Source organism: Pseudomonas sp. NUPR-002 (assembly GCF_056322725.1).
This window is the reverse complement of the sequence record NZ_CM150476.1, coordinates 5,211,341-5,231,930: the sequence shown is the minus strand read 5'-3', so window position 1 is coordinate 5,231,930 and position 20,590 is coordinate 5,211,341. Positions and strand designations below refer to the sequence as shown.

The following is a 20,590-nucleotide window of genomic DNA, read 5'->3' as shown; positions in this document are numbered from 1 at the left end:
CGATACTGTTTATTTGTACAGTGTTAATGATAGGGTAATCCACAGCACTAAGATAGTGGCAATTGAGCAATCTGCTTTGCCAGGCCGCGATGTCGGCCTGAGCCTAGCTGGCGCGGCACTTTTACCGTTCTTCAAGGTCTGCTTGAGCGTGTAGAATTCCGGGCAGGCAGTAGAGCCATTCAATCAACCAAGGATAAGTAATGAACGAGCTATCATCGCGCCTGAACCGGGAACGGCGCTTTCTGGTACTGCTGGGGCTGATCTGCCTGGCCATGATCGGCGGTGCCTTGTATATGCAGATCGTTCTCGGCGAGGCACCCTGCCCGCTGTGTATCCTGCAGCGTTATGCGTTGCTGTTGATTGCCGTGTTCGCTTTTATCGGTGCCGCCATGCCGGGGCGCCGCAGCCTCACCGTCCTTGAAGGCCTGGTGGTGCTCAGTGCCATTGGCGGTATCGCTGCCGCCGGTAACCATGTGTATATTCTGGCCAACCCGGCGGTCAGCTGCGGAATAGATACTTTGCAACCAATTGTTGACGGCTTGCCGCTGGCGTCGGTGCTGCCATTGGTGTTCCAGGTCGACGGATTCTGCTCCACGCCTTACCCGCCGGTATTGGGACTTTCCCTAGCGCAATGGGCATTGTTGGCGTTCATTCTGACGGCGGTTCTGGTGCCGTTGGGCATCTACCGCAACCGTCGCAAGCCTTAGACAAAAGTCATGTGTTGATGCAAGTCTGATGTGCAATGGATCTTTCCTGCAACGTCGCACCAGCATTGATCTGAATCAACCCTGAGGCCTTGAAATACAAAGGCTTCAGGGGTATTGCAGAGGGTGCGACAAACTGTCGCGAAACTGATTTTTTAGCACTGATTATTACAGTTTCTGTAAAAGACTGTTGCTCAATTAGTCATAGTCTTTGAATGTCGACCTATCTACAATCGCCCCCAATTTCCGTTCGGCACCGCTTGCGAGTCGCAGGATTAAAGGAGCTTAAGGCTTCTTTTGCTGACTCTGACGAGCATCGCCTGCGGCGATGCCGGGCTGACCCCCCTCCGTGATTTCCCGCACCAAATGGAATTGGTCTGAATACAGGCCTGTTGCCTACGAAGTCAAAACAATAAGCACCGTAATACCCGGTCAATGCCGAGCCGCCGCAGCTGGCCTCAAGGTATGACCGTATTCGATCCCATAAATGCTAACGCTTGGCAGGACGAAGTGTTGGCGACCAAAACACAAATTGCATTGAAGCAAGCTGCTCTAGAGGTCGTGAGATGAGTAAAAAGCGTTACCCCAGACTGTTTGGCATTCTGCCCTTTTTAGGCATGCTTTTACTCAGTGGGTGCAACTGGACCCTGCTCGACCCGAAGGGCCAGGTCGGCATTGAGCAAAAGAACCTAATCCTGATCGCTACCGGCTTGATGTTGCTGGTGGTGATTCCTGTCATTTTCATGACCCTCGCGTTCGCCTGGAAGTACCGTGCTTCCAACAAGGCAGCGACCTACACCCCAGACTGGTCGCACTCGACCAAGATCGAAGTGGCGGTGTGGACCATTCCGGTTCTGATCATCATTGCCCTGGGCTATGTGACCTACAAGACCACCCACGAGCTGGATCCGTATCGTCCACTGGTTTCCGATGTGAAGCCGGTGCAGATCGACGTGGTCGCCCTGGACTGGAAATGGCTGTTCATCTACCCGGAACAAGGCATTGCCACGGTCAACAAGATCGTCTTCCCGGCGAACACCCCGGTTAACTTCCGCGTGACCTCCGATTCGGTAATGAACTCGTTCTTCATTCCGGGCCTGGGCGGTCAGATCTACGCAATGGCCGGTATGACTACCAAGCTGCACCTGATCGCCAACGAAAATGGCGAGTTCGACGGTATCTCGGCGAACTACAGCGGTGCTGGCTTCACCGGTATGAAGTTCAAGGCAACCGCCACCTCCCAGGCCGATTTCGAGGCATGGGTGAACGAAGTCAAGCAATCGCCTAAACAGCTGGATGCGGCTGAATACGCGGAATTGGCCAAAACTAGCGAAAACAATCCAGTCGCGCTGTACAGCGTGGCCTCGCCTGAGCAGTTCCAGTCCATCGTCGACAAGTACGAAGGCATGAACCGCGGCCGGCCGGTCCACGAAAAAGAGCAGAGCAAAGAAGCGGCCGGTACCGAAGGGATGGACGTGAGTATGCATTCAGCTGCTGGGGCAGAGGAGTAAGAGATGTTCGGTAAACTAAGCCTGGATGCGATTCCGTATCACGAGCCGATAGTCATGGTGACACTCGCCATGATCGCGCTCGGCGGTCTCGCGGTGATTGGTGCAATCACCTATTTCAAGAAATGGACCTACTTGTGGACCGAGTGGCTGACCACGGTTGACCACAAAAAAATCGGCGTGATGTACATCATCGTCGCAATGATCATGCTGCTGCGTGGTTTTGCCGATGCCATCATGATGCGTACCCAGCTGGCGATGGCCACGGGTGGCTCCGAAGGCTATCTGCCGCCTGAACACTATGACCAGATCTTCACCGCTCACGGTGTGATCATGATCATCTTCATGGCGATGCCATTCTTCACCGGCCTGATGAACCTGGCGCTGCCTCTGCAGATCGGTGCACGTGACGTTGCCTATCCGTTCCTGAACTCCCTGAGCTTCTACCTGCTGCTGGCAGGTGTGCTGCTGGTCAACATCTCCCTGGGTGTTGGTGAGTTCGCCAAGACCGGTTGGGTTGCTTATCCGCCACTAGCGGGGATCCAGTACAGCCCTGGGGTGGGGGTGGACTACTACATCTGGGCGCTACAGCTATCAGGTCTAGGTACGACACTAACGGGCGTCAACTTCCTGGTCACCGTGCTGAAAATGCGCGCGCCTGGCATGAAGCTGATGGACATGCCGATCTTCACCTGGACCTGCACCTGGGCCAACGTTCTGATCGTTGCTTCGTTCCCGATCCTGACTGCTGCTCTGGCACTGCTGACGCTTGACCGTTACATGGATTTCCACATTTTCACCAATGAACTTGGTGGCAATCCGATGATGTACGTCAACCTGTTCTGGGCTTGGGGTCACCCTGAGGTTTACATCCTGATCCTGCCGGCTTTCGGTGTGTTCTCGGAAGTTACCTCGACCTTCGCGGGTAAACGTCTGTTCGGCCACAAATCGATGATCTACGCTTCCGGCGCGATCGCGGTACTGGGCTTTGCGGTATGGCTGCACCACTTCTTCACCATGGGTTCTGGCGCCAGCGTCAACACCTTCTTCGGTCTGGCTACAATGCTGATTTCGATCCCGACCGGGGTGAAACTGTTCAACTGGCTGTTCACGATCTACCAGGGCCGTCTGCGCTTCACCGCGCCGATTCTGTGGACCCTGGGCTTCATGGTTACCTTCTCCATTGGTGGTATGACTGGCGTACTGCTGGCTGTTCCAGGTGCTGACTTCGTTCTGCACAACAGCCTGTTCGTAATCGCTCACTTCCACAACGTGATCATCGGTGGTGCGGTATTCGGCTACATTGCCGGCTTCGCCTTCTGGTTCCCGAAAGCCTTCGGTTTCACCCTGAACGAGAAGTGGGGCAAAGCTGCCTTCTGGTTCTGGATCTCCGGTTTCTACGTGGCCTTCATGCCACTGTACGCACTGGGCTTCATGGGTATGACCCGTCGTCTGAACCACTCCGACAACCCACTGTGGGAACCCTACCTGTACGTAGCCGTATTCGGCGCCGTGCTGATCCTGTTCGGTATCGCTTGCCAGCTGATCCAGCTGTACGTTTCGGTTCGCGACCGCAAGGACAACATGGACGTGACCGGCGACCCATGGGGCGGCCGTACCCTGGAATGGTCGACTTCGTCGCCACCTCCGTTCTACAACTTCGCTCACATGCCTGAGAAAGTTGGCCTGGATGCCTGGCACGAAGCCAAGGAAGCCGGTGTTGCGTACAAGGTTCCGGCCAAGTACGAAGCGATCCACATGCCGAACAACACCTCTACCGGTCTGTTCATGGGTCTGCTGCTCACCGTATTCGGTTTCGCCTTCATCTGGCACATCTGGTGGCTGGTTGGCGCTAGCCTGGTTGCGACCATCGCAGTCTTCGTTGCTCACGCTGCGCGTGATGACCAGGGCTACATGGTTCCAGCCGAGGAAGTGGCGCGCATCGAAGGCGAGCGCATGAAGTCCCTGGGCTTGGCTACCGGTTCGCCGGTGGGCGCACGTGTCAAATCGTTTGAGCAGGTTTAATCAATGTCCAGTCATGTAATCAATGCAGACACTCATGCTCATGGTCACGACCATGGGCATGACGATCACCACCACGACTCGGGCCAGATGACCGTCTTCGGTTTCTGGCTGTACCTGATGACCGACTGCATCCTGTTTGCGTCGCTCTTCGCCACCTACGCGGTGCTGTCCGGCAGTTTTGCCGGCGGCCCGTCGGGTCATGACATTTTCCAACTGGACTTTGTCGCGGTTGAAACCGCACTGCTGTTGCTGTCGAGTATCACCTTCGGTTTCGCCATGTTGCAGCTGTTCAAAGGCAACAAGGGCGGCGTGCTGGGCTGGCTGGCTATCACCTTCCTGCTCGGTGCCGGCTTTATCGCGATGGAAATCTATGAGTTCCATCACCTGATCTCCGAAGGCTTCGGTCCGCAGCGCAGTGGTTTCCTGTCGGCGTTCTTCGCGCTGGTCGGTACCCACGGTCTGCACGTGACTGCCGGTCTGATCTGGATGGCGGTACTGATGTACCAGATCAGCAAGCACGGTATCACCAACACCTCCAAGACCCGCATGAGCTGCCTGAGCCTGTTCTGGCACTTCCTCGATGTGGTCTGGATCTGCGTGTTCACCGTTGTCTATCTGCTGGGGGTTCTGTAAATGGCTAACGCACATAACAGCCACGCCGAGGGCAACCACGGCAGCGTGAAGTCCTACCTGATCGGCTTCGTCCTGTCGGTAATTCTGACGGCGATTCCGTTCGGCCTGGTCATGTACCCAAGCATGCCGAAAGACATCACGGTCATGATCGTGGTGGCGCTGGCGGTCATTCAGGTGGTGGTACACCTGGTGTACTTCCTGCACATGGACCGTTCCGAAGCACAGCGCTCCAACGTGACGACCTTCCTGTTTACAGCGATGGTCATTGCTCTGTTGGTGGGCCTGTCGCTGTGGATCATGTTCAGCATCCACACCAGCATGATGGCGAAGTGAGGTAAGACGGCATGTCCATTAAGCACTTTATCCAAATCACCAAACCGGGGATCATTTTCGGTAACGTGCTTTCTGTGGCAGGCGGTTTTTTCCTTGCCGCGCAAGGGCATGTCGACTTCATGCTATTCCTGGCCACGGTGATTGGTACTTCGCTGGTGGTGGCGTCCGGTTGCGTGTTCAACAACTGCATCGACCGTGACATCGACATCAAGATGGAGCGCACCAAGAACCGTGCGATGGTTCAGGGCCAGATCTCGCTGAAAGTCGCCTTGGCCTACGCCACCCTGCTCGGGGTGGTCGGCCTTGGCCTGCTGTACGTGCAGGCCAATGCCCTGGCAGCGCTGTTCGGCCTGATCGGCTTCATCATTTATGTGGGTTTCTACAGCCTGTACCTGAAGCGGAAATCGGTGCACGGCACCCTGGTTGGCAGCCTGTCCGGTGCCATGCCTCCGGTGATCGGTTACTGCGCGGTAAGCAACAGCTTCGACCTGGCTGCATTGACCCTGCTGGTGATGTTCAGCCTCTGGCAGATGCCGCATTCGTATGCCATTGCGATCTTCCGCTTCAATGACTACCTGGCTGCCTCGATTCCGGTTCTGCCGGTCAAGCGTGGCATCGAGGTCGCCAAGAAGCACATCCTCTGGTACATCGTGGCCTTCCTGGTCGCAACCTTGATGCTGACCCTGGGTGGCTACGCGGGTACCAGCTACCTGGCTGTTGCCGCCGCCATGGGCATGTACTGGTTGTACATGGCCTGGACCGGCTACAAGGCTGCTGATGATCGTGCGTGGGCACGTAAGGTGTTCGTGTTCTCGATCTTCACCATCACTGCCCTGAGCGTGATGATGTCGCTGGACACCCAGGTGCCGACCGATGTGCTGATGACCTACATACATTGAGTATGACGGGTTGAACAAAAACGCCCCGGGCCGCAAGGACCGGGGCGTTTTTGTTTGTGGCGCAGGCCTTGCTGCCGGGGCGATTTGCCCTCTGCTGGCGGCAAGGCGCTGTGGATAGAGTGCGGTGACATTCATCCATGGAGGACCCCCATATGAGCGTAATGACTGTTTATTTCTGCGGCACCGGTTCGCATCGATTCGATGATAAAAACCCCAACTTCTGGAATGGCGAGCTGGTCTCGACATTGGCAGCGAACGATCAGGGCAAGGAGTTTGCCCACTGGATCGCGGTCGACGGCCCGGGCAGTGGCGATTTGCAATCTGATGATCTGTTTGTCGAGCCGGGTGGTTACTTCAACTGGAACCAGACCCTGTTTGGCAAAGGCTGGGAAGAAAATGTTCAACACGCACTGCAAATCATCAAAGGCCAGAGCAACTGGCAGCGCAATGAGCTGAGTGAAGATGATTACAAGCGCTTGAAAGCCGCAGGTGTGCCGATTCCGGATGCAACGGCAACGTCCTCCTGGTTCTGGCGTACTTACAACTATGGCAATCGCCCGATTACCCCACAGATGCTCCAGGAGCAGATCATCAAGCAGTTCCGCAAGGACGGCATCATCCCGACCCAGATCAATCTGGTCGGCTGGAGCCGAGGTGGCGTCAGTTGCCATATGCTCGCCAACGCCTTGCTGGCCGACAATCAGTTGAAGGATCTGCCAGTAAACATTTTCGCGATCGACCCGGTGCCCGGTATTGGCAACTTCGACCGTCATCGCGTGCAGTTAGGCGAAAACGTGAAGCAGTATGTTGGCTTCTTTTCCCGTGACGAGCGCTCCAAGGGATTTGCCTGCGTGATCCCGAAAGCCCACGTCAGAACGCGTTGCCATGTCTACCCGATGCCAGGTCGGCATGCCACCTTGGTGGGTAATGCCTCGGCGGATGGTGCAACAGGCGGTAAAGTGCTGGCCGAACCTGGCTTGGTGGTTCGGCACTTTGCCGAAGTCTGCCTGACGAATTGGGGCGTTAAACTGCAGAAAATGCTCAAGCTCGATGACAAAGCTCTTCAGAACTACCATCAGGCGATGATCAGCGATGATGGCAAGTACCAGGCGATGCACAAACATTCTTACACCTTGGTAACCGAGTCCAAAGATGACCAGCGCTCTGTGTGCCTGGGCGACAAGGACACGGCCTTCTCCAGTATTCAGGGGGCTGCATTCCAGCCTGACAGCGCGCTTGCGGCGCCAATCAAGTGGGACATGACAACCTATCAGGAAATTCGCTGACCGCCGCCGGAGCCAGGGTAAGCAGCCCGGTATTTTCTTCCTCGACTGGACAGGCGGCCTACCCAGGCTCTATTGTTGGCACCGGCCACCGCAGTGGCCAACGTCGCTCGGACGGTTCCGGGCGCTTACGTCTTCGAGGAAGCCATGGCTGACCAAGGTTCGCCGCGCCGCTTTGCGCGCATTGATCGTCTCCCCCCTTACGTCTTCAACATCACCGCCGAACTCAAGATGGCTGCACGCCGTCGTGGTGAGGACATCATCGACCTGAGCATGGGCAACCCTGATGGGGCTACGCCGCCGCACATCGTCGAGAAGCTGGTGCAGGTTGCCCAGCGTGAAGACACGCATGGCTATTCCACCTCCCGCGGTATTCCACGTTTGCGCCGGGCCATCTCACGCTGGTACCAGGAACGTTACGACGTCGAGATCGACCCGGAAAGCGAAGCCATCGTCACCATCGGCTCCAAGGAAGGCCTGGCCCACCTGATGCTGGCCACCCTGGATCATGGCGATACCGTGCTGGTACCCAACCCCAGCTATCCGATCCATATCTACGGTGCAGTGATTGCCGGTGCGCAGGTGCGTTCGGTGCCGCTGGTGCCGGGTGTGGATTTCTTCAACGAGTTGGAACGGGCGATTCGCGAGTCGATTCCCAAGCCGAAAATGATGATTCTCGGCTTCCCCTCCAACCCGACCGCGCAGTGCGTCGAGCTGGACTTCTTCGAACGGGTAGTGGCGCTGGCCAAACAGTACGACGTATTGGTGATCCACGACCTGGCCTACGCCGATATCGTCTACGACGGCTGGAAAGCGCCGTCGATCATGCAGGTGCCAGGCGCCAAGGACATCGCGGTGGAGTTTTTCACCCTGTCCAAGAGCTACAACATGGCCGGCTGGCGTATCGGCTTCATGGTTGGCAATCCGGAACTGGTCAGCGCCCTGGCGCGGATCAAGAGTTACCACGACTACGGCACTTTCACGCCGCTGCAAGTGGCTGCAATTGCCGCCCTTGAAGGTGATCAGCAGTGTGTGCGGGATATTGCCGAACAGTATCGTCAGCGCCGCAACGTGCTGGTCAAAGGCCTGCACGAAATGGGCTGGATGGTCGAGAACCCCAAGGCCTCGATGTACGTCTGGGCGAAAATTCCGGAAGAGTACGCGCACCTCGGTTCGCTGGAGTTCTCCAAGAAGCTGCTGGCCGAGGCCAAAGTCTGTGTGTCGCCAGGCATCGGCTTTGGTGACTACGGCGACGATCATGTGCGCTTTGCCTTGATCGAAAACCAGGACCGCATCCGTCAGGCGGTGCGCGGTATTCGCCAGATGTTCCGTGCCGATGGGGTGGGCAAGGCCCAGAAGTAATCCGTAGGAACGGGCTTGCCCCGCGATTGCGTTTTTTCAGACGCATCGCATCGCGGGGCAAGCCCGCTCCTACAGGCGGTTGCTGCCGTCAGCCAGCCACATAGTACTTGTCACTCACGTTCTTGACGTTGACCGCCGCCGATACTCCCTCCAGCGAGGCATCCGCCTTGCCGAAGTCATACTTGAGCATGGCGTCGACCAGCGTATAGCCCGGTACCTCGAAGGTGTTCTGCGCATCGCCATAGGTCGAGTTAGCTGTGCGAATCAGATGCATTTGAGAGATTGTCGCATCTTATTGCGGGCTGGCAGTCGGCGGTCATCAACTTCGCAAACGGGCAATTTCAACCGCCCGTCAGGCGCAATATTTTTCTACATCTCCCCCCTTCTCAAAGCGCTGGCGAAGCATAGAATGGCGGCGGGTTTTCTCCCAATAACGATAAACTTGCCCCCCGTCTTTTCATCATGTCCGAACATAATCCTTGTTTGAACTGCGGCGCCTGCTGCGGGTATTTCCGTGTGTCATTTTTCTGGGGTGAGTGCCAATCGGCGGGAGGTCTGGTACCCGACGAGATGGTGGTGCAGATCAACCCCACGCGTGTGGCAATGATCGGCACCGACAGCAAACCCTGCCGTTGCATTGGCCTTGAAGGCGAGATTGGCAAAGGCGTCAGTTGCAGCCTTTACGAACAGCGTTCCAGCCCGTGTCGCGAATTCGATGCCGCCTGGGTCAACGGTCAGGCAAACCCGAGCTGCGATGCTGCGCGGGCTGCCTATGGCTTGCCACCCCTGGAAGCCAACGAGCCGCTGTGGCCCGATGAGGGCGCTGAGGTCGCCTGAAGGCTTCCAGCCCAGCGCGCAACAGCGTTAGGGTAGACTGTGCGACTCTTCGGACAGAACAGGAGTTCTCCCCCCGTGTCGCACCCCTACGTATTTCCCCAGGACCTTTGCTTGCCTAGCCCGCGTTTGCAGTTGCGGCCGATGACTGCCGAGGATGCCGGTGCATGGCTGCAGATCATGGCTGATCCTCAGGTCATGCGTTACTGGAACCACGCGCCCTGGGCTCACCTTGAACAAGCGCAGGCAGCACTGGCAGCGGATCGCCAGGCCTACGCGCAAGGCGAATTGCTCAAGCTTGGCATCTACCGCCGTGACAACGGCGAGTTGATTGGCATGTGCCAGTGTTCCAGTCTTGAAAGCGCCTCGCGCCGCGGTGAGATCGGCTATTGCCTGTCCACGGCTGCACAAGGGCAGGGCTTCATGGGTGAGGCGCTGGAGCTGTTTGTTCAGTACCTGGCCAGTGAGCTGAACATGCGCCGTCTTGAAGCGGAAATCGATCCACGCAACGTTGCTTCGGCACGCACCCTCGAGCGCTTGGGCTTTACCCTTGAAGGCGTGCTGCGTGAGCGCTGGTGCGTGGCTGGGGAGCTGTCCGATTCGGGGCTCTACGGCCTGCTGCTTGAGCGTGATGCCGGATGATTGCCAGGCGTTACGTTTCGCTCACCCTGGTGCTGTTCCTGGTAAGCCTTGGCTTCAACGCCATGTACCTCAGTGGTGACGGGCGCCTGCATGCTTTGCAGGCGCTGCTGTACGGCCCTTGGGGTCTGGTGTTCGGGATGTTCGGCTGGTTCGCCAATCCTTTGTTGGGATTGGCGATACTCCTGCACCGGCGTTGGCGTTGGGTATCGCTGGCGCTGGGGCTGGGCGCGTTGTACCTGGCCCTGACCTGCCTGGGGATCGACCGACTGCCCGACAACCGCAGCTACAACTTCGTCAACCTGACGCACTTTGCACCGGGGTTCTATATCTGGCTGCTAGCGATCATCGGCTTTTGCCTGGGGCAGGCCTGGTGGTGTCACCAGGTGCGTCAGGGCCTGACGATACCGGGCTGGCACTGGCTGGATGGCGTGCTGCTGGTGGTGCTCGGGGTGGTGATCAACGTTGCCCTGCAAGCGCCCAGTCTGCGGTTCGAAATGGATCGTGCTTTAGAACCACCAGCGGCGGTCCAGCCGCTTGACCCGGACACTATCTAGCGGCAGTCGACGTCCCCCACTGCACCACCAGCATACCGAGCACAATCAGGCCGACCCCGGCCAGGCGCACGCCGTTTACCGGTCGCTGCGCCAGGCCCATCAGGCCCCATTGATCGATCAGCAGGGATGACACCACCTGACCGGCAATCACACAGACGATAAACCCGGCCGCCCCCAGACGCGGAGTGAGCATCAACGCTGCGGTGATGTAGGCAACACCTCCCACACCGCCTAGCCAGGCCCACCAGGGCGCTTGGCTCAAGGCGCCCACTTGCGGGAGCGGCGCGCGCAGCACCAGCAGCGCTGGAATCACCAGCAACACACTGATGCCCAACGACACCAGACTGGCCCACAGCGGATGCCCGAGCAGGCGGCCCAAGGCCGCATTGCTGCCAGCCTGGAAAGGTACTGCGGCCCCCGCTAGCAAGGCGATAAGCAGCGGCAGCAAAGCGGCAGGGGTGAACGACAAGCTCATAGCAAGACTCCTTGAAGATGGCTTGTTAAAGTCTTGGCTATGCACTGCGTTAATGGAAATTCGAATGCTGCACGGGAGTTATTCGTTCTATGGATGATCTTCGCCGTATTGACCTGAACCTACTGCTGACCCTGCATGCCTTGCTGGCCGAACAACACGTGTCGCGCGCGGCGTTGCGCCTGCATCGCAGCCAGCCGGCGGTGAGTCATGCCTTGGCACAGCTGCGCGAACTGTTCGCCGATCCGTTGTTGGTACGCCGCGGAGGGCGCCTGCAGGCCACAGCCCGTGCCCAGGCCTTGATCGAGCCGTTGCAGCAGGCCCTGGAACAACTCGATGGATTGCTTGCCCAGCCCGGTTTCGACCCGCGCAAGGCGCAGCGCAGTTTTCGTCTGGCTATGTCGGACTACGGCGCCCGTGTGGTGTTGCCGGGACTGATGCGAGTGCTGCGTGAGGAAGCGCCGGGAATTGATCTGGTGGTAATTCAGGGCAGCCGTGAGGCGATGCTGGGCCATTTGTTCGATGGCGAAGCCGATCTGGCGCTCGGCGTGTTTCCACAATTGCCTGCTGAGTTGCGCGTTGCAACGCTGTTCGAAGAACGCTTTACCTGCATTGCCGACCGCGGCGGGTTGCCTGCTCGCGGCGGTTTGAATCTGGCCGATTGGCTGGCCCGCCCTCATGTGTTGGTGGCGGTGCGCGCTGGCATCGACAATGAAATCGATCTGGCGCTTACCGCGATCGGGGCCCGTCGCCGAGTCGCACTGGCGTTGCCGCATTGGGCGGCGGCGCAGGAGGTGATTGCCGGCACTGATCTGGTGCTCACCGTTGCCCGGCGTAGCCTCGACAACGGCAAGCTCGACCCGCGCTTACGCCGCTTCGAACCGCCACTGGCGATCAAGGCATTTGGCTTTCAGCAGGCCTGGCATCAGCGGCGCGAGGGTGAAGCGGGGCACCGTTGGTTACGCGAACGGGTGGCGCAGGTGTGTGCTCGCTAGGAGGGCTTGTGCAAGCGTCTGCTGCCCGGCATTCTGACCGGCCCTTACATGGAGTTGTGTGGATGAAGCATTCACTGCTGGCGCTCACGCTGATGAGCGCCATTGTCCCCTTTGCCAATGCCCAGAGCGACTCGGCCGCCTACAGCCAATGCATGCAGAATGCTGCAACTACAGTGGCGAGCAAAGCGTGCATCGGTGCCGAGATCGAACAGCAAGATGCGCGCCTGAACGCTGCTTACAAAAGCGCCATGGCCGCCCTCGAGCCAGCGCAACAAGGGCAGTTGCGTGATGCCCAACGGGCGTGGATCAAGTACCGGGACGCCAATTGCGAACTGTATTATCGGCTCACTGGCGGCACCATCGATCAACTCAATGGTGCAGGGTGTGTGCTTGAAATGACCAAGGCCCGCGCCACCGAGTTGTCAGGGTTGAACGGGTATTAACGGTCAAGACCATCAGTGCCTGGCTGCGCGAGCCTTGAGGTACTCGCGCACTTCAACCTGGTTGCCGGAAAACTCGATACGCTCAGCCTTGCTGTCACGATGATAGGCGTACATCGGGTCGTAGTATTCGCTGAGCAGGCCGCTGATCCAGGCACGGTGCAGGTCGACCGTCGCAGTGCGTTGCTGCTCGTCCAGGGCCTGCTGCAGCAGAGCCGAGAAGCGTTGGTAGCGCTCACCGCCCAAGCGCTTGAGGATATTGCCCATGCTCTGCTTCAGGCGTTCGGCGAACAGTGTGAAACCCTGTTCGCCGCCATGCAGGGCAACGAATTCGGCGCACAGGTTGGTGACGTAGTCGCTGAGAATGCGTTCAACGCGATGCTCGAAACTGTCCTCCAGCCAGACCAGAGGGTAGTGCTGCATGCCCTGGTAAAGCTCCAGCGGTAACGAGCAACTGCCGACGATTCGGCCTTCATCTTCAAGCACAAACTGCTCAATGCCGCGTGCGCGTTTTTTCAGCACATCGATGGCCAGGTTGTTTTCGAAGTTGATCTGTACAGGCTGCCCGGTCGCGCGTTTACCGAAGCTGGAGCCGCGGTGGTTGGCATGGCCTTCGAGGTCCACGGCGTTGTCCAGCACCTGCAGCACTTCGGTTTTACCGGTGCCGGTCAGGCCACCAATCAGCACGAAATCACATTCGGCTACCGCAGACTGTGTGGTTTGCAGCAGGAAATTACGCAGGGCCTTGTAGCCGCCAATCACCTTGGGGTACTGGATGCCGGCTTCGCTCTGCAGCCACTGTTGGCTGATCTGTGAGCGCAGGCCACCGCGAAAGCAGTACAGGTAGCCTTCAGGGTTGGCGCGGGCGAACGCCGCCCAAGCGGCGATGCGCTGATCCTTGGTCTGGCCGCTGACCAGTTGGTGGCCGAGGGCGATAGCCGCCTGTTGCCCTTGCTGTTTGTAGCAGGTGCCCACCTTCTGCCGCTCAACATCATTCATTAATGGCAGGTTGATCACATTGGGGAACGCGCCCTTGGCAAATTCGACCGGGGCGCGCATGTCCATCATCGGTACATCATTCAAGAACAGCTGGCGGTAGTCGGTGGTGTTCTCACGCATTACAGCACCTCAACCGCATAACGCTGTCGCTCAACCAACTCGCCGATCGGCGCGAGGTTCAGGCCCAGTTCAGCCGCAACAGCGAGGAACTCCTCTTCACCTTCCGGTGCTACTGCAACCAGCAAGCCGCCACTGGTTTGCGGGTCGCACAGCAGGTGTTTTTGCTCGTCGCTCAGCGGGGCGATCTTGTCGCCGTAGCAGTCGAAATTGCGCAGCGTACCGCCAGGTACACAGCCTTCTGCCAGGTAATACTCGACGCCTGGCAGGCGCGGTACGGCGCTGTAGTTAAGGCGCGCACTCAAGCCGCTGCCGTCGGCCAGCTCGACCAGGTGACCAAGCAAACCGAAGCCGGTCACATCGGTCATCGCCTTGACCCCGGCCAGTTTGCCAAAGCGGCTGCCTGGGGTGTTGAGGGTGCACATCCAGTCACGGGCCAGGCCTTTGTCCTGGTCACGCAGCTTGGATTTTTTCTCCGCAGTGGTGAGGATGCCAATGCCCAACGGTTTGCTCAGGTACAGACGGCAGCCTTGGGTGGCGGTGTCATTGCGCTTCATGTGGCGCTTTTGCACTACACCGGTGACGGCCAGGCCGAAGATGGGTTCAGGGGCATCAATGGAGTGACCGCCGGCCAACGGAATACCGGCTTCAGCGCATACCGCACGACCGCCGCGAATCACTTCACGGGCCACTTCCGGGGCCAGCACATTGATCGGCCAGCCGAGAATGGCGATGGCCATCAGCGGGTCGCCCCCCATGGCGTAGATATCGCTGATGGCATTGGTGGCGGCGATACGGCCGAAGTCGTAGGGGTCATCGACAATCGGCATGAAAAAGTCGGTGGTCGAGACTACACCGCGCTCATCATCGAGGGCGTACACCGCAGCGTCATCGCGTGAGGCGTTGCCGACCCACAGCTTCGGGTCCAACGCCTGAGTACCGCTTTCGGCGAGAATCACCTCGAGCATCTTCGGAGAGATCTTGCAGCCACAACCGGCGCCGTGGCTGTACTGGGTCAGACGAATCGGCTCGCTCATACGCACCTCGAAATATCGTGAGGCCCGATTGTAGCAAAGCTGGTCTTTGCGCCGATGCCTCTTATAATTCGGAAGCCAGCCCGAAGAAGGCTGTTTCCCCGCTATTGAACCGGAGAATCCCTGATGCTCAAACGTCCTCTGGCGCTGTTTGCCGGTCTCATGCTGTCGTGCTCATCCTTCCTGGCCCAGGCGGCCGATACCCTCAAGGTCAGTGCCATCCCTGACGAAGCGCCGACTGAATTGCTGCGCAAGTTCAAGCCGTTGGGCCAGTACCTGGAGCAGAAACTGGGTATGAAGGTTGAGTTCGTGCCGGTAGCCGACTACCCGGCAGTGGTCGAGGCGCTGGCCACCGACCGCCTGGACATGGCCTGGCTGGGCGGGTTCACCTTCGTTCAAGTGCATTTGAAGAGCCCGACCGCGACGCCGTTGGTGCAGCGTGAGCAAGATGCCAAGTTCACCAGCAAATTCATCACCGCCAACCCCAAGATCAAAAGCCTGGCTGATCTGAAGGGCAAGAGCTTCGCGTTCGGTTCGGTTTCGTCCACCTCCGGTAGCCTGATGCCGCGCTATTTCATGCTCAAGGACAACAACATCAAGCCGGAAACCTACTTCAGCCGTGTTGCCTATTCCGGCGCTCATGACGCCACGGCGGCGTGGGTGCAGGCCGGTAAAGTCGACGCCGGCGTGCTCAACGCCAGTGTTTGGCAAAAGCTGGTGGACTCGGGCAAGGTCGACACCAACAAGGTCACGGTGTTCGCCACCACCCCGCAATACTACGACTACAACTGGACGGTGCGCGGCAGCCTTGACCCGGCCTTGAAAGAGAAGATCAAACAAGCGTTCCTTGACCTTGACCCCGCCAAGCCAGCCGACAAAGAGATTCTCGATCTGCAGGCGGCGAGCCGCTTTATCGAAACCAGCCCGGACAATTACAAGGGCATCGAGGAGGCTGCTCGCGCCGCTGAGTTGCTCAAGTGACGATCACACTCAACGGCACGAGTCTGCGCTTGGGTCAGGTTCAGGCATTACAAGCGATAGACTTGCGCGTTGAGGCCGGCGAACGGGTGGCGATCATTGGGCCTTCGGGCGCCGGCAAGTCCAGCTTGCTGAATCTGATCGCCAGCGCAGTGGCGCCCAGCGACGGCAGTATCGAGCTGCTCGGAGAGGCGCCCTGGCGGCTCTCCGCGCAGGCTCGTCAGCGTCTGCGCGCACGGATCGGCCTGATTCACCAGGCACCGCCGCTACCTCCCCGCCAGCGGGTGGTAACCGCAGTGCTGGCCGGGCGCCTGGGGCAGTGGGGCACTTTGCGCGGGCTGCTCAATCTGTTGCATCCCAGCGATATTCCAGGTGTACGAACGGTGCTGTCCGGGCTGGGCATGGCTGACAAGCTTTTTGCCCAGTGCGGGCAGTTGTCGGGCGGGCAATTGCAGCGGGTTGGTATTGCCCGGGCGTTGTACCAGCAACCGGACATCCTGCTGGCCGACGAACCGGTTTCAGCGATGGACCCGGTGCTGGCTGAGCATAGCCTGACTACCTTGAATCAGTATGCCCGTGATCGCGGTATTACCCTGGTTGCCAGCTTGCATGCGGTAGAGCTGGCGTTGGCGCACTTCCCGCGCGTTATCGGCATTCGTGATGGGCAGGTCGCGTTCGATCGACACGCCGTAGACGTCACCCGCGAGATGCTCGATGCCCTGTATGCCAACGAGCAACTCGGTTCGCCCCAGCAGCCGGTGGCAACGACACACCTGCAGATTCCACGATGCTGACGGCTGACAGCCGCGACCCGGCTGCATTTCCCAGGTTATTGCTGACCCTGCTGGCGATCGCGTTGCTCTGGCCCGGCATTGAGCTGAGTGAGCTTAATCCGGGTGTTCTGTTGCAGGCTGAGAATCGGCGTGAGATGGGTAATTTTCTCAGCGCGTTCTGGCCGCCAGCGCATGAGCCGGAGTTTCTCGCCCTATTGTGGACGGCGACGTTACAGACGTTGGCGGTAGCTACTGCCGGTATGGCCTTGGCCCTGGTGCTGGCGATCCCGGCCAGCCTGCTGGCGAGCAGGGCGCTGTCGATGGGGGCGGCGTCACGCGCAGGCCGGTTGGGGTTCTGGTCGCGTACGGTGCGCTTGCCGGTGCGTGGGCTGTTGATTTTTTTGCGCAGCGTGCCAGAAGTCGTCTGGGCACTGCTGTTCGTTCGAGCTGTGGGCTTGGGTCCGACCGCTGGGGTATTGGCCATCGCTATTACCTACAGCGGCATGCTGGGTAAGGTCTATGCGGAGATCTACGAGTCGGTGAATCAGCGCCCGGCGCATGCGCTGCTTCAGGCAGGCAGCAGTCGTTTGAGTGCGTTCTTCTATGGCATCTTGCCCGATGCGGCGGCGGAGCTTGTGTCCTATACCGTGTACCGCTGGGAGTGTGCGATACGCGCCTCGGTGGTCATGGGCTTTGTCGGTGCCGGTGGTTTGGGCCAGCAAATCGATTTGTCGATGCGCATGTTCGCGGGCGCTGAAGTGGCGAGCATGCTCCTCGCTTTCCTGGTGCTGGTGTGGCTAGCGGACCAACTGAGCCGTTTGCTGCGGGCGAGGTTGTCATGAGGCGGTTGATCAACGTCTCGCTGATTCTGGCGCTGCTGGCGGCAGTGGTGGGCTCGTTTGCTTACTTGAATCTCGACTTGCAGGCGCTGTTCGGCAATGGCGGGCTGGGGCAGATGGGCAGCTATGCGGTGCGCTTTCTCAGCCCGGATGTAAGCCCTGAACATATGCGCGCCGTGGCCAAGGGCGCGCTGGAGACCTTGGCCATGTCTGGCCTGGGAACGCTGCTGGCGGTGATGCTTGGCCTGTTGCTGGCCTTGCCGGCGGCAGGGCGTTTCGGTGCGCTGCTGCAAGCCGTTGCACGCTTATTGCTCAATGCGCTGCGGGCGATACCGGAGTTGGTCTGGGCGGCGCTTACCGTGTTGGCTGCGGGGCTGGGGCCGAATGCCGGTACCCTGGCGCTGGCTTTGCACACCTCGGGTGTGCTCGGTCGCCTGTTTGCTGAAGCACTGGAAAATGCCCCGCCGGAACCTGCTGCAGCGATCCGCCTGCAGGGTGGCAGCCAAGTCGCTGCATTCTGCTTTGGCACGTTGCCCAACCTCTGGCCACAGCTTCTGGCCTACAGCTTGTACCGCTGGGAAAACAACATCCGTATGGCCAGTGTGCTGGGCTTCGTTGGTGCGGGCGGCTTGGGGCAGATGCTCTACACCACCCTGAGCCTGTTCCAGGAAGCCCAGGCCAGCACGGTGATTATCGCCATGCTGGTGCTGGTGCTGTTGGTGGATGCCTTGAGTGATGTGCTCAGGCAGCGTTTCGTGCGGGCTTAGCGAATACCCAAGAAGCGATCCAGCGACCAGCGTCCGCCGCCACGACCGATCACCACCAACAGCAAGCCCGCCCAGCTCAGGTGAGTGGGCCAGGCATCCGGGTAAACGAACACCTGAATCACCAGAGTCATCCCCAGCAGTGCCAAACCGGTAAAGCGAGTGAACAATCCAAGTACCAACAGCAATGGAAAAAGGTGCTCGGCATAAGTCGCCAGATGGGCTGCCAACCAGGGCGAGAGTAGCGGCAGCGCGTATTCGCTTCTGAACAGCTCAAAGGTGCTGGGGGTGATGCTCAGAAAACCCTCGACCTTGGTTCGGCCTGAAAGAAAGAAAATCGCGGCAATGCCAAGGCGTGCAACCAGTGATATCAACGAATCGCTGATCAAGCCTTGTAACTGCGCGGCGCAGCGTGACCAAAGAGTGCTACCGGCGTCAGGCTGTTTATGGGGAATGTCGCTGAGTGTATGCATGGCGTTCTCCAGTCACGACCGTCAGGCCGACAGGTGTTCAGGCAAATACTTCGGCCGCCAGAAGCTGGCCGAGCAGAGTGGTGAAATTCAGGGTTGAATCGAAGGCCAGCACCTGATTGGCAGCGGCCTCCAGTGGCAGCCCCGCAGCGCACGCGTCGAGAAAGATGCACTCGGCTTGGCCAAGCGGCTGCCACAGCACCTGGCCGGCCTGGCGGCGCAGTAGCATGCCCTCGCCGTGCCAGTCGAGCGGTTCGGGTAAGGCCAAGGCCTGGCGGTTGCTGTGCCAGATGCTGTAGATCGGTTGCTGGGCGAACCACTGCCAACGCACGTCAGTACGTGGGCGCAGTTGCTGCTGGCCAAGGTGTTCGGGGCTGATGCGGCTCATCGCTTCCACGTCCAGGGCGCTGTCTTGAGCAGCGATGTGTACTTCGATCCATAAACGGTCTGCACGGGCCACATCGGCCAGGTAAGGCAGGCTTTGAGCCGGTTCGAATTGTTCGAGAAAGGCGGCGAATTGTTCGCCATACAGAATAAGTCGGGCATCGGAAGGCGGAGCCTGCACGGCATGTATCGCTGCAGCGGCACGAAACCAGTCATTGCCGACCAGCCGTTCAACACTCGGAAAGTTAGCCTGCAAGGCATCGACGCAGCCTTTGAGCACGGTATTGCGATAGACCGTAAAGCCAGCCTGACGGGTTAATGGCAATAGCTCGGACGGATTCGAATGGCCATACAGGGCGGCGATGAAGTCGGACTGGAAAGCGCCAAGCGATACGTTGTTCATGGATGCTCACCTACACTGTCGAGCAAGGTTTGCGCGGTGTCGCGTTCACGCAGCAGTTCAGCAAAAGACGGGATCTGGTCATCACGCTCAATCAATGTCGGGCGCGGGCCAATTCGTTGCAGTACGTGTAGATACAGTGCCCAAACCTCTGCAGAGATGGGCGTGTCGTGGGAGTCGATCAGCAGCGAGCTGTTGGCGTCCTGGCTGTAACCGGCCAGGTGAATTTCGCTGATGAACGATGCTGGAAACGCATCCAGATAGGCCAGGGCGTCAAAGCCCATGTTGTGGGCGCTGACCTGAACGTTGTTGATGTCGAGTAACAGGCTGCAGCCGGTACGCCGGGCCAGTTCGGTGAGGAACTCGATTTCGCTGTAGTCATGCCCTTCAAGGTGCGCGTAGTGGCTCGGATTCTCTATGGCCAGGGGGCGGGCGAGGATGTCCTGGGCAAAGTGGATGTTCTCGACGATGCGTTGCAAAGCTTCATGGCTACGCGGGAAAGGCAGCAGGTCAGGATGGTACTGCCCTTGCCAGGTGGACCAGGCCAGGTGTTCGGAAAGCAGTGCCGGTTGCACGTGGTTGACCAACGCCCTGAGTCGATGCAGGTGGTCGATATCAGGCAACTGATCAGCCGCCAGCGACAGTGACACGCCATGCAATGAGAGCGGATGGCGCTCGGCAATGGCTTCCAGCCAGGTCAGTCGAGGGCCAGCGACCATGTAGTTCTCCGGGTGCACTTCGAACCATAAGCCAGGGGCCGTACAGTCTATGGCCGCTTCGTAGTGTTCGGCTTTGAGTCCCAGGCCTGCGCCCAGGGAGGAGAGTTTGTTCATGGTCGCGTCGCCCTCTGCAGGTGCGGTAGATCAGGCTTGTTTTGGGGTCAGCGAGCCCATGCCGTGAGGCGTCTTGATCGAGGTGCAGGTACCGGCCGGGACGTTTTTCCAGGCATTGCCCTGGTAGTCGGTTTTCGAAGTGCCGGCGCAGCTGGTGCCGGCGCCTGCCTTGCAGTCGTTCTTGCCGGCCATGGAGATGCCGTAGCATTTTTCCATCGCAGGAGCCGGGGCATCGGAGGCAGCAACGGCAGTACCGGCAATCGAGGCGAAGGCAAGGGCGGCGGCGGTAGCGGCGAAAGTTTTCATGATTTTTTC

At 59.1% G+C, this 20,590-nt stretch carries 25 protein-coding genes; 17 read left to right on the top strand and 8 right to left on the bottom strand.

Features of this window, described 5'->3' with window-relative positions; genetic code table 11:
• Positions 1–200 precede the first annotated feature (200 nt).
• The 8 genes from ACVWSC_RS24085 to alaC all read left to right on the top strand — a co-directional run bounded on the left by ACVWSC_RS24085 (position 201) and on the right by alaC (position 8,747).
• Entirely contained in the window at positions 201–707 is a 507-nt protein-coding gene (locus ACVWSC_RS24085) for a disulfide bond formation protein B (protein ID WP_442109581.1), read from the top strand.
• A gap of 563 nt (positions 708–1,270) precedes the next feature.
• Positions 1,271–2,215, top strand: coding sequence for a ubiquinol oxidase subunit II (gene cyoA / locus ACVWSC_RS24080; RefSeq protein ID WP_442109579.1), 945 nt, complete (start codon positions 1,271–1,273; stop codon positions 2,213–2,215).
• A gap of 3 nt (positions 2,216–2,218) precedes the next feature.
• The gene (gene cyoB / locus ACVWSC_RS24075; protein ID WP_442109577.1) at positions 2,219–4,237 is read left to right on the top strand and encodes a cytochrome o ubiquinol oxidase subunit I; all 2,019 of its coding nucleotides are present in this window, start codon (positions 2,219–2,221) and stop codon (positions 4,235–4,237) included.
• 3 nt (positions 4,238–4,240) lie between these two features.
• Positions 4,241–4,870 carry a cytochrome o ubiquinol oxidase subunit III gene (locus ACVWSC_RS24070; RefSeq protein WP_442109575.1) on the top strand — a complete coding sequence of 210 codons (630 nt, stop codon included), beginning with the start codon at positions 4,241–4,243 and terminating at the stop codon, positions 4,868–4,870.
• The gene (gene cyoD, locus ACVWSC_RS24065; protein WP_442109573.1) at positions 4,871–5,203 is read left to right on the top strand and encodes a cytochrome o ubiquinol oxidase subunit IV; all 333 of its coding nucleotides are present in this window, start codon (positions 4,871–4,873) and stop codon (positions 5,201–5,203) included.
• Positions 5,204–5,214: 11 nt separating this feature from the next.
• Positions 5,215–6,102 (top strand): heme o synthase, encoded by an 888-nt coding sequence (cyoE, locus tag ACVWSC_RS24060; RefSeq protein ID WP_442109572.1) that lies wholly within the window; start codon positions 5,215–5,217, stop codon positions 6,100–6,102.
• A 152-nt stretch (positions 6,103–6,254) separates the two neighbouring features.
• On the top strand, positions 6,255–7,388 hold the full coding sequence (locus tag ACVWSC_RS24055) for a hypothetical protein (RefSeq protein ID WP_442109570.1): 1,134 nt from the start codon (positions 6,255–6,257) through the stop codon (positions 7,386–7,388).
• Between the two features lie 144 nt (positions 7,389–7,532).
• The gene (gene alaC / locus ACVWSC_RS24050) at positions 7,533–8,747 is read left to right on the top strand and encodes an alanine transaminase (protein WP_442114366.1); all 1,215 of its coding nucleotides are present in this window, start codon (positions 7,533–7,535) and stop codon (positions 8,745–8,747) included.
• A gap of 88 nt (positions 8,748–8,835) precedes the next feature.
• Here the strand turns inward: alaC and ACVWSC_RS24045 are convergent, their stop codons facing one another.
• Entirely contained in the window at positions 8,836–9,021 is a 186-nt protein-coding gene (locus ACVWSC_RS24045) for a TonB-dependent receptor domain-containing protein (RefSeq protein ID WP_442109569.1), read from the bottom strand.
• 188 nt (positions 9,022–9,209) lie between these two features.
• On the opposite strand from ACVWSC_RS24045, the gene ACVWSC_RS24040 reads away from it, so the two are divergent.
• The 3 genes from ACVWSC_RS24040 to ACVWSC_RS24030 all read left to right on the top strand — a co-directional run bounded on the left by ACVWSC_RS24040 (position 9,210) and on the right by ACVWSC_RS24030 (position 10,777).
• Positions 9,210–9,584 (top strand): YkgJ family cysteine cluster protein, encoded by a 375-nt coding sequence (locus ACVWSC_RS24040; protein WP_442109567.1) that lies wholly within the window; start codon positions 9,210–9,212, stop codon positions 9,582–9,584.
• Positions 9,585–9,695: 111 nt separating this feature from the next.
• Positions 9,696–10,223: a GNAT family N-acetyltransferase gene (locus ACVWSC_RS24035; RefSeq protein ID WP_442109565.1), complete on the top strand. Its 528-nt coding sequence runs from the start codon at positions 9,696–9,698 to the stop codon at positions 10,221–10,223.
• On the top strand, positions 10,220–10,777 hold the full coding sequence (locus ACVWSC_RS24030) for a hypothetical protein (RefSeq protein WP_442109563.1): 558 nt from the start codon (positions 10,220–10,222) through the stop codon (positions 10,775–10,777). The genes ACVWSC_RS24035 and ACVWSC_RS24030 overlap by 4 nt, the downstream gene beginning before the upstream one ends.
• Here the strand turns inward: ACVWSC_RS24030 and ACVWSC_RS24025 are convergent.
• A complete protein-coding gene (locus ACVWSC_RS24025; protein WP_442109561.1) occupies positions 10,770–11,252 on the bottom strand; it encodes a DMT family transporter in 483 nt (160 codons plus the stop codon). The genes ACVWSC_RS24030 and ACVWSC_RS24025 overlap by 8 nt on opposite strands.
• A gap of 89 nt (positions 11,253–11,341) precedes the next feature.
• Between ACVWSC_RS24025 and ACVWSC_RS24020 the strand changes: the two genes are divergently transcribed.
• Positions 11,342–12,244 (top strand): LysR family transcriptional regulator, encoded by a 903-nt coding sequence (locus ACVWSC_RS24020; protein WP_442109559.1) that lies wholly within the window; start codon positions 11,342–11,344, stop codon positions 12,242–12,244.
• Positions 12,245–12,306: 62 nt separating this feature from the next.
• Entirely contained in the window at positions 12,307–12,687 is a 381-nt protein-coding gene (locus tag ACVWSC_RS24015; RefSeq protein WP_442109557.1) for a lysozyme inhibitor LprI family protein, read from the top strand.
• Positions 12,688–12,699: 12 nt separating this feature from the next.
• On the opposite strand, the gene mnmH is transcribed toward ACVWSC_RS24015, so the two are convergent.
• On the bottom strand, positions 12,700–13,803 hold the full coding sequence (gene mnmH, locus ACVWSC_RS24010; protein WP_442109555.1) for a tRNA 2-selenouridine(34) synthase MnmH: 1,104 nt from the start codon (positions 13,801–13,803) through the stop codon (positions 12,700–12,702).
• A complete protein-coding gene (gene selD / locus ACVWSC_RS24005) occupies positions 13,803–14,837 on the bottom strand; it encodes a selenide, water dikinase SelD (RefSeq protein ID WP_442109553.1) in 1,035 nt (344 codons plus the stop codon). Before selD ends, mnmH begins: the two co-directional genes overlap by 1 nt.
• Before the next feature lie 123 nt (positions 14,838–14,960).
• Here selD and ACVWSC_RS24000 point away from each other — a divergent pair, with 123 nt between their 5' ends.
• Genes ACVWSC_RS24000 through phnE form a run of 4 tightly spaced genes read left to right on the top strand, consistent with a single transcriptional unit; the run spans position 14,961 to position 18,191 of the window.
• On the top strand, positions 14,961–15,815 hold the full coding sequence (locus ACVWSC_RS24000) for a putative selenate ABC transporter substrate-binding protein (protein WP_442109551.1): 855 nt from the start codon (positions 14,961–14,963) through the stop codon (positions 15,813–15,815).
• Entirely contained in the window at positions 15,812–16,606 is a 795-nt protein-coding gene (locus ACVWSC_RS23995) for a phosphonate ABC transporter ATP-binding protein (protein ID WP_442109549.1), read from the top strand. The genes ACVWSC_RS24000 and ACVWSC_RS23995 overlap by 4 nt, the downstream gene beginning before the upstream one ends.
• Positions 16,600–17,427, top strand: coding sequence for a PhnE/PtxC family ABC transporter permease (locus tag ACVWSC_RS23990; RefSeq protein WP_442109547.1), 828 nt, complete (start codon positions 16,600–16,602; stop codon positions 17,425–17,427). The genes ACVWSC_RS23995 and ACVWSC_RS23990 overlap by 7 nt, the downstream gene beginning before the upstream one ends.
• Entirely contained in the window at positions 17,424–18,191 is a 768-nt protein-coding gene (gene phnE / locus ACVWSC_RS23985) for a phosphonate ABC transporter, permease protein PhnE (RefSeq protein ID WP_442109545.1), read from the top strand. Before ACVWSC_RS23990 ends, phnE begins: the two co-directional genes overlap by 4 nt.
• On the opposite strand, the gene ACVWSC_RS23980 is transcribed toward phnE, so the two are convergent.
• The 4 genes from ACVWSC_RS23980 to ACVWSC_RS23965 are packed head-to-tail and all read right to left on the bottom strand — an operon-like array spanning position 18,188 to position 20,581.
• Entirely contained in the window at positions 18,188–18,661 is a 474-nt protein-coding gene (locus tag ACVWSC_RS23980; RefSeq protein WP_442109543.1) for a DoxX family protein, read from the bottom strand. The two genes, phnE and ACVWSC_RS23980, sit on opposite strands and share 4 nt — an antisense overlap.
• Before the next feature lie 37 nt (positions 18,662–18,698).
• Entirely contained in the window at positions 18,699–19,445 is a 747-nt protein-coding gene (locus ACVWSC_RS23975) for an HvfC/BufC family peptide modification chaperone (protein ID WP_442109541.1), read from the bottom strand.
• Positions 19,442–20,275, bottom strand: coding sequence for an MNIO family bufferin maturase (gene bufB / locus ACVWSC_RS23970; RefSeq protein WP_442109539.1), 834 nt, complete (start codon positions 20,273–20,275; stop codon positions 19,442–19,444). Before bufB ends, ACVWSC_RS23975 begins: the two co-directional genes overlap by 4 nt.
• A gap of 30 nt (positions 20,276–20,305) precedes the next feature.
• On the bottom strand, positions 20,306–20,581 hold the full coding sequence (locus ACVWSC_RS23965; protein WP_442109537.1) for a BufA1 family periplasmic bufferin-type metallophore: 276 nt from the start codon (positions 20,579–20,581) through the stop codon (positions 20,306–20,308).
• Between the last annotated feature and the right edge of the window lie 9 nt (positions 20,582–20,590).

Excerpts from the sequence above, each read along its gene's own strand:
- ACVWSC_RS24085 (WP_442109581.1), top strand. The coding sequence starts at position 201 with ATGAACGAGCTATCATCGCGCCTGAACCGGGAACGGCGCTTTCTGGTA.
- cyoA (WP_442109579.1), top strand. The coding sequence starts at position 1,271 with ATGAGTAAAAAGCGTTACCCCAGACTGTTTGGCATTCTGCCCTTTTTA.
- cyoB (WP_442109577.1), top strand. The coding sequence starts at position 2,219 with ATGTTCGGTAAACTAAGCCTGGATGCGATTCCGTATCACGAGCCGATA.
- ACVWSC_RS24070 (WP_442109575.1), top strand. The coding sequence starts at position 4,241 with ATGTCCAGTCATGTAATCAATGCAGACACTCATGCTCATGGTCACGAC.
- cyoD (WP_442109573.1), top strand. The coding sequence starts at position 4,871 with ATGGCTAACGCACATAACAGCCACGCCGAGGGCAACCACGGCAGCGTG.
- cyoE (WP_442109572.1), top strand. The coding sequence starts at position 5,215 with ATGTCCATTAAGCACTTTATCCAAATCACCAAACCGGGGATCATTTTC.
- ACVWSC_RS24055 (WP_442109570.1), top strand. The coding sequence starts at position 6,255 with ATGAGCGTAATGACTGTTTATTTCTGCGGCACCGGTTCGCATCGATTC.
- alaC (WP_442114366.1), top strand. The coding sequence starts at position 7,533 with ATGGCTGACCAAGGTTCGCCGCGCCGCTTTGCGCGCATTGATCGTCTC.
- ACVWSC_RS24045 (WP_442109569.1), bottom strand. The coding sequence starts at position 9,021 with ATGCATCTGATTCGCACAGCTAACTCGACCTATGGCGATGCGCAGAAC.
- ACVWSC_RS24040 (WP_442109567.1), top strand. The coding sequence starts at position 9,210 with ATGTCCGAACATAATCCTTGTTTGAACTGCGGCGCCTGCTGCGGGTAT.
- ACVWSC_RS24030 (WP_442109563.1), top strand. The coding sequence starts at position 10,220 with ATGATTGCCAGGCGTTACGTTTCGCTCACCCTGGTGCTGTTCCTGGTA.
- ACVWSC_RS24025 (WP_442109561.1), bottom strand. The coding sequence starts at position 11,252 with ATGAGCTTGTCGTTCACCCCTGCCGCTTTGCTGCCGCTGCTTATCGCC.
- ACVWSC_RS24020 (WP_442109559.1), top strand. The coding sequence starts at position 11,342 with ATGGATGATCTTCGCCGTATTGACCTGAACCTACTGCTGACCCTGCAT.
- ACVWSC_RS24015 (WP_442109557.1), top strand. The coding sequence starts at position 12,307 with ATGAAGCATTCACTGCTGGCGCTCACGCTGATGAGCGCCATTGTCCCC.
- mnmH (WP_442109555.1), bottom strand. The coding sequence starts at position 13,803 with ATGCGTGAGAACACCACCGACTACCGCCAGCTGTTCTTGAATGATGTA.
- selD (WP_442109553.1), bottom strand. The coding sequence starts at position 14,837 with ATGAGCGAGCCGATTCGTCTGACCCAGTACAGCCACGGCGCCGGTTGT.
- ACVWSC_RS24000 (WP_442109551.1), top strand. The coding sequence starts at position 14,961 with ATGCTCAAACGTCCTCTGGCGCTGTTTGCCGGTCTCATGCTGTCGTGC.
- ACVWSC_RS23990 (WP_442109547.1), top strand. The coding sequence starts at position 16,600 with ATGCTGACGGCTGACAGCCGCGACCCGGCTGCATTTCCCAGGTTATTG.
- phnE (WP_442109545.1), top strand. The coding sequence starts at position 17,424 with ATGAGGCGGTTGATCAACGTCTCGCTGATTCTGGCGCTGCTGGCGGCA.
- ACVWSC_RS23980 (WP_442109543.1), bottom strand. The coding sequence starts at position 18,661 with ATGCATACACTCAGCGACATTCCCCATAAACAGCCTGACGCCGGTAGC.
- ACVWSC_RS23975 (WP_442109541.1), bottom strand. The coding sequence starts at position 19,445 with ATGAACAACGTATCGCTTGGCGCTTTCCAGTCCGACTTCATCGCCGCC.
- bufB (WP_442109539.1), bottom strand. The coding sequence starts at position 20,275 with ATGAACAAACTCTCCTCCCTGGGCGCAGGCCTGGGACTCAAAGCCGAA.
- ACVWSC_RS23965 (WP_442109537.1), bottom strand. The coding sequence starts at position 20,581 with ATGAAAACTTTCGCCGCTACCGCCGCCGCCCTTGCCTTCGCCTCGATT.